A 6,709-nucleotide genomic window follows, 5' to 3' on the forward strand; every position below is an offset into this window, starting at 1 on the left:
AGCCCTTTGCTTACTTTGGGCTTTTCCAAAGTGAGCCGCTGTAAGAGCGGAACCATAGGTGGCCGTTACCGAAAAAACGGATATGTACTCAAACCAATCGCCAAAAAAAACGGCCTCATCTGGAGGCCGTTTCTCATCACATCTCAACGCTTAGGTGCGCATCCCACGCCCACTCACCAGCAACCGCGCACACCCCACATACAGCACCACAGTCGCCACCAGCATAAAGGTGATCGCCACACTGATCTTGATATCCGAAACGCCCAGGATCCCATAGCGAAACGCGTTAACCATATGCAACACCGGGTTAGCCAACGACACGGTCTGCCAGAACGGCGGCAGCAAGGTGATCGAATAAAACACCCCACCCAGGTACGTCAACGGCGTCAGCACAAACGTCGGAATAATCGAAATATCATCAAAGTTGCGCGCAAACACCGCATTGATGAACCCCAGCAACGAAAAGATAGTCGCCGTCAGCACCACCACCAACAGGGTGATCCCGAGGTGATGCACCTGCAAATGGGTAAAGAACAGCGACAGCAACGTCACAATCACCCCAACCATCAACCCGCGCAGCACACCGCCCAGGGTGTAGCCGATCAAAATCGTATGAGGCGACACCGGCGACACCATCAATTCCTCGATGGACCGCTGGAACTTGCTGCCAAAAAAGCTCGACACCACGTTGCCGTAGGAGTTGGTAATCACCGACATCATGATCAACCCTGGCACGATGTACTCCATATAGGTGAATCCACCCATATCACCAATCTGCCGACCAATCAGGTTACCGAAGATCACGAAGTACAAAACCATGGTGATCGCCGGCGGCAGCAAGGTCTGCGGCCAGATCCGGGTAAAGCGCTTCACTTCGCGATAAACGATGGTCTGCAGCGCGACAAGGTTGGGTTGCAGTTCCGAACTCATACCGCCACCTTCGCCAGATTTTTCTCCACCAGGGACACAAACAACTCCTCAAGGCGATTGGTTTTGTTACGCAGGCTCAGCACCTCGATGTTCTGGGTAGCCAGTTGGCCAAACAGCGCGGTGATGCCCACGGCTTTGTCCACCTGGACTTCCAGGGTGTGGCTGTCCACCAGGCGATTCGGGTAGCCGATCAACTGGGGCGCAACCGTCATGTCGTTTTTCAGGTCGAGCAGGAAGGTCTCGACGTGCAACTGGCTCAGCAAATTACGCATGCTGGTGTTTTCGACAATGGTGCCGTGGTCGATGATGCCGATGTTGCGGCACAGCTGCTCAGCCTCTTCCAGGTAGTGCGTGGTGAGGATGATGGTGATGCCTTTCTGGTTCAGCTCGGTGAGAAACGTCCACATCGAACGACGCAGCTCAATGTCCACGCCCGCCGTCGGCTCGTCGAGGATCAGCAGGCGCGGTTCGTGAACCAGGGCGCGAGCGATCATCAAGCGGCGCTTCATGCCCCCGGACAGGGAACGCGAAGGCACGTCGCGCTTGTCCCACAAGCCCAGTTGCGTGAGGTATTGCTCGGCGCGTTCCTTGGCGATCTTCGGCGGGATGCCGTAGTAACCGGCCTGGGTCACGACGATGTCGAAGGTCTTTTCAAACTGGTTGAAGTTGAACTCCTGGGGCACCACGCCGATGCTGCGCTTGAGCGCCGCCGGGGATTTGTCCAGGTCGTTGCCAAAGATGTTCACCGTACCGGTGGTTTTGTTGACCAGGGTCGAGAGAATCCCGATGGTGGTGGATTTGCCGGCGCCATTGGGGCCGAGCAAGGCGAAGAAATCACCTTCGGCGACGTCCAGATCGATACCACTCAGGGCCTGGAAACCGTTGCCGTAGGTTTTGGTTAGCTGCCGGATGGACAGAGCGGAACTCATATCGGATTACGCACCAAAGAAGAGGAATAGAATTGTTACATGAGGGCAGACCGCACGGAATACAACGGCTGCGCGTGACAGGCATGGTGCTTGTCCGCGCCGCACAAGTACAGTAACCCGTATTAATAGTCGGTATCAGGTCAACGCGGTCATGACCGATTTCTGATAGGCCGGGCGCTGGCGCAGCCGCTGGTACCAGGCTTCCAGGTTAGGCATCGACGGGCGTTCGATGGGCATTTCGAACCAGGCATAAATGAAGCTGCCCAAGGGAATATCACCCATGCCGATCTCGCTGCCGGACAGGTAAGGTTGCGTGGCCAAGGCCTGATCCACCGTCTGCAAAACGTCGATGCAGGCCTGGCGACCGGCGTTGATGGTGTCCCAGTTCTGTTTTTCAGCCGGGGTTCGCAGCACGCCCCAGAACACGGTCTTGAACGGTTCGGCCAGGGTCGAGGTGGTCCAGTCCATCCACTTTTCAGCGTTGGCCCGGGCTTGCAGCTCGCTGGGGTACCAGTTCGAATCCGGCGCATGTTTGGCGGCCAGGTAGCGCACGATGGTGTTGGATTCCCACAGCACAAAATCGCCATCTTCAATCATCGGCACCCGGCCATTGGGGTTCCGCGCGCGGTATTGCGGCGTGTCGACCACACCAAAAGCCCCACCCGCATCAATTGCCTCATAGTCCAGGCCGAGCTCCTCGGCGCACCACAGTGCTTTCCTGACATTTGACGAATTTTTACGACCCCAGATTTTCAGCATGACCGCCCCGATTTTGAAAAAGATGGTTGGATAAATGCCGGGGCAGCATACGCCGGATCACGTCCGGCTTAAATCACTCTGCATGTCCCCCAGCAGGATCGGCATCTGCTCGCCAAACAGGTGCGGGTAACATTTCTGGATGTGGGCGAAGAAGAATTCCTCGGGCACCTCGGCAAATTGCCCATGGTCCACCACGTACTCCATGGAGCGCTGGCCCTTGCGGTTGAAGGCGTGGAAAACACTGTCATGAATGCCATCGAAATCCAGCGGCGGCACATCGAACAGTTCGCACAGTTGCTGGTTGAACGCCGGCGTGGCCTTGACCCAACGGCCGTCCAGATACAACTCGGTATAGCCATGCATGGCAAATACGTCACTTCTGAGCAGCTCGATCAAACGGGGCGTCGAGAGATGGTTACGCACGTCGGCCAGGCCGATGCGCGCCGGGATCCCGCAGTGCCTTGCGCACGCCGCCAGCAATGTTGCCTTGGGCACGCAATAACTCTCGCCGGCCGCCAGTGCGAAGCTCGCGCTGAGGGTTTGCGGGTCGCGACTGAAGGTATAGGGGTTATAGCGCACCGCCTCGCGCACAGCGTAGTAAAGACTGACTGCCTGGTCACGAAGTGCGGCACTAGAACCGCGATGTTTTTCGGCGAACTCCACCACCGCAGGGTGGTCACTATCGATGAAGCGGCCGGGATTCAAGTACGCATTCATGAGGTTAATCTCAGAGAGCAAGCCCTGAGTCTAACCACAGGCATGCACCTGGGATAACGACGATTCGGCCAAATGTCGGCGCCTGGTGCTGATCATTGCCGGCACACCACGTAACACCCTCGTCACCCCGCTTGTTCGGATGCCGACTAAGCTCTGAGGTGATTTCGCACCTGGTTTCACGGAGGATTGAATATGCTGTTGTTGTGGATACTGGTTCTGGTGGTGGGCATTGCCTACCTGGCGCACCGGCGCATCGCGCCCCTGCCCGCCATCGGCGTGGTCGCCGTCTACCTGTTGGCGATGGGCGCCTTCAGCCACGCACCAGGCTGGTTGCTGCTGATCTTCTGGGTACTGATCGCCGTGGTAGCCGCCCCGCTGCTGCTGCCGGACCTGCGCCGCAAGTACTTCACCGCGCCGCTGTTCAACTGGTTCCAGAAAGTCCTGCCGCCGATGTCCGAGACCGAGCGCGACGCCATCGACGCCGGCACCGTGTGGTGGGACGGCGAGCTGTTCAGCGGCCGCCCCGACTGGGACAAGCTGCTGGCCTATCCCAAGGCGCAACTGACTGAAGAAGAACAAGCCTTCATCGACGGCCCTACCGAAGAACTGTGCGCCATGGTCACCGACTGGGAAATCGGCCAGGCCATGGACCTGCCACCCGCCGCCTGGGAACACATCAAGCAGCATGGCTTTTTTGCCCTGATCATCCCCAAGGAGTTCGGCGGCAAAGGCTTCTCCGCCTATGCCCACTCCCAGGTCGCGATGAAGCTGGCGACCCGCAGCGGCGACCTCGCCTCCACGGTCATGGTCCCCAACTCCCTGGGCCCGGCCGAATTGCTGCTGCACTACGGCACCGATGAACAACGCAACCATTACCTGCCACGCCTGGCCCGTGGCGACGATATCCCGTGCTTTGCCCTGACCGGCCCACTGGCCGGTTCCGATGCCGGCTCCATGCCCGACACCGGGGTGATCTGCAAAGGCGAATGGGAAGGCAAGGAAACCCTCGGCCTGCGCCTGAACTGGGAAAAACGCTACATCACCCTCGGCCCGGTAGCGACCTTGCTCGGCCTGGCCTTCAAGGCCCATGACCCGGATCATCTGCTGGGCGACAAAGAAGACCTCGGTATCAGCCTCGCGCTGATCCCCACCGACACCCCGGGAGTTGAAATTGGCCGCCGCCACCTGCCACTGGGCGCCGCGTTCATGAACGGCCCCAACTCCGGCAAGGATGTTTTCATTCCGCTGGAATTCCTGATCGGTGGCCAGGAAATGCTCGGCAAGGGCTGGATGATGCTGATGAACTGCCTGTCGGTAGGCCGTTCGATTTCCCTGCCTGCCGTCGGAACGGGCGCGGCCAAGTTCACCAGCCTGGTGACCGGCCAGTACGCCCAGGTGCGTGAGCAGTTCAACGTCCCGCTGGCGGCCTTTGAAGGCATCCAGGAAGCCCTGGCCCGCATCGGCGGCAACGCGTGGCTGATGGATAGCGCGCGGATGCTCACCGCCAACGCGGTCGACCTGGGGGAGAAACCCTCGGTACTGTCGGCGATCCTCAAGTACCACCTGACCGAACGCGGCCGCGAATGCATCAGCCACGCGATGGACGTGCACGGCGGCAAGGGCATCATCATGGGCCCCAACAACTACCTGGGCCGCAGCTGGCAGGGCGCGCCGATCTTCATCACCGTGGAAGGCGCGAATATCCTCTCGCGCAACCTGATGATCTTCGGCCAGGGCGCAATTCGCTGCCATCCGTTCGTCCTCAAGGAAATGGCCCTGGCCGGTCGCGAAGACCATGACCAGGCGCTGAAGGAATTCGACGGCCTGCTGCTGCAGCACATCGGCTTTGCCGTAGGCAACGCCGCCAGCACCCTGGTGTTGAACCTCGGTTTCGGTCACTTCGAAAAGGCTCCGGGCAACAGCCTGAGCCAGGGCTATTTCCGCGCACTCAACCGTCAGGCCGCGGCGTTTGCGATGCTGGCGGACCTGAGCATGATGCTGCTGGGCGGCGAGTTGAAACGACGCGAACGCCTGTCGGCACGTCTTGGTGATGTGCTGAGCCACATGTACCTGGCATCGGCTGCACTCAAGCGTTATCACGACCTGGATTCGCCAGACCACCTGGAACCGCTGTTCGCCTGGGCCATGGAAGAGAGCCTTGGCCACTCCGAGCGTGCACTGGATGAACTGCTGACCAACTTCCCGAGCAAGGTGCTGGGTTGTCTGTTGCGGGTGATCGTGTTCCCGTTCGGCCGCCGTCATAAAGGCCCGTCCGATGCGCTGGATGCCGAGGTGGCCGCAGTGCTTGGTCGCGCCAAGGGTGACCCGACCCTGGAAGCGGTGCTGGCGGGCTGCTATCGCCCACAGTCTGCAGAAGATCCGGTGGGCGCCCTGCAACATGCCTACGACCTGTTGGCCGACAGCCATCCGTTGCAGAAAAAACTCCACGAAGGCTTCAAGAGCGGCCAGGTCAAACCGACCGCGGGCGAACACGCCATCGATGCCGCGCTGCATGCCGGCGTGCTGCAACCCGCCGAGGCGCAGACCCTGCGTGACGCCGAAGCAGCGCGACGCAAGGTGATCGACGTGGATGATTTCAGCAAGGAAGAGCTGAGCCAGGCTGAGGGAAAAGTCCGCTGATCCCAGCGGTCATATAAAAACGGGTAGAGTGCCCTGCCTCACAAATACTGATCCCTTTTGACGGCGTCTGTTGTCGTCATGCTGCGTTGCCGCTCCTCGCCATAGCAAGCTATGACTCGTCGCGGCGCCTTGCCTGACAACAACAGCCACTCGTCAAAAGGAATCGTATTTGTGAGGCAAGGCACCGAGCTATATACTCTCGCGCCCGTTTTGCTCTTGAGGACTTATCTTGTGTCCAATGTCGTTGCCGATCATCTCGTCTTGCTCGACCACCTGCGCAGCATCCTGGTTGCCGTCGGCGAAGCCGAACAGGTTCCCGAGGAAAGCCACCTCCTGTTCCTGGAGCGCTTCGATGAACTGCGCGCCTTGCTGCCCATCGACCCGATCGAAAGCCAGTACCTGGGCCAGGACATGATGAGCCAGGTCATCCTGCGCTACCCGCAAATTGCTCACCTGGTACCGCGCGACCTGCTGTGGTTCTTCGGTGGCGACTGCCTGCACTTCATGCCCGACGACGAGCTGGACCTGTACCAGGCCCTGGAAGAACGTCGCTTCGAAGCTGAACAGAACGACGAACCGTTCGACTGGAACCAGGAAAAGCAGTTGTTGGCCATGTCCAACGACCAGCCCAAGCACTGATCTCAGGGCTCACGCAGATCAAATGTGGGAGCGGGCTTGCTCGCGAATGCGGTGTATCAGTCACCTAAAATATTGACTGAACCACCGCATTCGCG

At 59.5% G+C, this 6,709-nt stretch carries 6 protein-coding genes; 2 read left to right on the forward strand and 4 right to left on the reverse strand.

Going from position 1 to position 6,709, the window contains the following annotated elements; translation table 11 throughout:
• Positions 1-150: 150 nt before the first annotated feature.
• The 4 genes from HX786_RS27800 to HX786_RS27815 all read right to left on the reverse strand — a co-directional run bounded on the left by HX786_RS27800 (position 151) and on the right by HX786_RS27815 (position 3,335).
• Positions 151-930 (reverse strand): ABC transporter permease, encoded by a 780-nt coding sequence (locus HX786_RS27800; RefSeq protein ID WP_003217229.1) that lies wholly within the window; start codon positions 928-930, stop codon positions 151-153.
• Positions 927-1,859: an ABC transporter ATP-binding protein gene (locus tag HX786_RS27805; RefSeq protein ID WP_003217227.1), complete on the reverse strand. Its 933-nt coding sequence runs from the start codon at positions 1,857-1,859 to the stop codon at positions 927-929. The genes HX786_RS27800 and HX786_RS27805 overlap by 4 nt, the downstream gene beginning before the upstream one ends.
• Before the next feature lie 135 nt (positions 1,860-1,994).
• Positions 1,995-2,618, reverse strand: coding sequence for a glutathione S-transferase family protein (locus HX786_RS27810; RefSeq protein ID WP_102369632.1), 624 nt, complete (start codon positions 2,616-2,618; stop codon positions 1,995-1,997).
• 57 nt (positions 2,619-2,675) lie between these two features.
• Entirely contained in the window at positions 2,676-3,335 is a 660-nt protein-coding gene (locus HX786_RS27815; protein WP_102369633.1) for a transglutaminase family protein, read from the reverse strand.
• Between the two features lie 192 nt (positions 3,336-3,527).
• On the opposite strand from HX786_RS27815, the gene HX786_RS27820 reads away from it, so the two are divergent.
• Entirely contained in the window at positions 3,528-5,975 is a 2,448-nt protein-coding gene (locus tag HX786_RS27820) for an acyl-CoA dehydrogenase (RefSeq protein WP_177010089.1), read from the forward strand.
• 231 nt (positions 5,976-6,206) lie between these two features.
• On the forward strand, positions 6,207-6,614 hold the full coding sequence (locus HX786_RS27825; RefSeq protein WP_003217220.1) for a PA2817 family protein: 408 nt from the start codon (positions 6,207-6,209) through the stop codon (positions 6,612-6,614).
• The last annotated feature ends 95 nt before the right edge of the window (positions 6,615-6,709 follow it).

Source organism: Pseudomonas sp. 21615526 (assembly GCF_013386245.1).
Lineage (GTDB): Bacteria > Pseudomonadota > Gammaproteobacteria > Pseudomonadales > Pseudomonadaceae > Aquipseudomonas.

Excerpts from the sequence above, each read along its gene's own strand:
- HX786_RS27805 (WP_003217227.1), bottom strand. The coding sequence starts at position 1,859 with ATGAGTTCCGCTCTGTCCATCCGGCAGCTAACCAAAACCTACGGCAAC.
- HX786_RS27800 (WP_003217229.1), bottom strand. The coding sequence starts at position 930 with ATGAGTTCGGAACTGCAACCCAACCTTGTCGCGCTGCAGACCATCGTT.
- HX786_RS27820 (WP_177010089.1), top strand. The coding sequence starts at position 3,528 with ATGCTGTTGTTGTGGATACTGGTTCTGGTGGTGGGCATTGCCTACCTG.
- HX786_RS27815 (WP_102369633.1), bottom strand. The coding sequence starts at position 3,335 with ATGAATGCGTACTTGAATCCCGGCCGCTTCATCGATAGTGACCACCCT.
- HX786_RS27810 (WP_102369632.1), bottom strand. The coding sequence starts at position 2,618 with ATGCTGAAAATCTGGGGTCGTAAAAATTCGTCAAATGTCAGGAAAGCA.